The organism is Sodalis-like endosymbiont of Proechinophthirus fluctus, assembly GCF_001602625.1.
In the GTDB taxonomy this organism is placed as follows: domain Bacteria; phylum Pseudomonadota; class Gammaproteobacteria; order Enterobacterales; family Enterobacteriaceae.
The window spans coordinates 11,532-12,115 of the sequence record NZ_LECR01000024.1; the positions used below are offsets into that span (position 1 = coordinate 11,532).

Sequence of the window (584 nt, forward strand, 5' to 3'; positions counted from 1 at the left end):
CAAGGCGCGCTCGCGGACGAACTGCGCTACCAGCACCCGACCGGACAGAGCCTGCAGCGCCAGGTAATGAAGCGTATCGCGCAGCATCGTATAACTAGCACGCAGCTCACAGGCATCACCGCCGTCAATAATCCCATGCTGGGGCACAGCAGCTCGAAGATACGCACATTATCCGACCAGCGCGTCAATTCTAGCTTTTCGGCAGCGTGGCGCAACACCAGATAATGCGCTAAAAATTCAATATCTGTATACCATCTTCGTCCGTTTTGATATCGAAAACGTCAGATTGCTTACTGGCCAAATGTTGCCGCATCTTGGCGCGCATTTCACTAACCTCGCGACGTAGCGTAGCAGGATCACGACCGCTGCACAGCAACCCGGTGGCGAATAGCATTAAACCCCTCTTGCAGGGCCGATGTACCATAAACCATCCGCGCATACACCAGCGCCTGATGCTCCCAGGTCCAGGCTTCATTAAGCTGATAATCCTCGAATGCCGAAAGCTTACTGACCAGCATACCGGTAGCGCTAGAGGGGAGAGGGGCGCAACCTGGCATCTACCTCATACAGTATACCCGCCGGGG

General features: G+C 55.1%; 1 pseudogene. It reads right to left on the bottom strand.

Annotation, left to right across the window (positions count from 1 at the left end):
- Positions 1–584 (bottom strand): annotated as a pseudogene (locus BG74_RS16270) ([protein-PII] uridylyltransferase family protein); the annotation flags it as partial.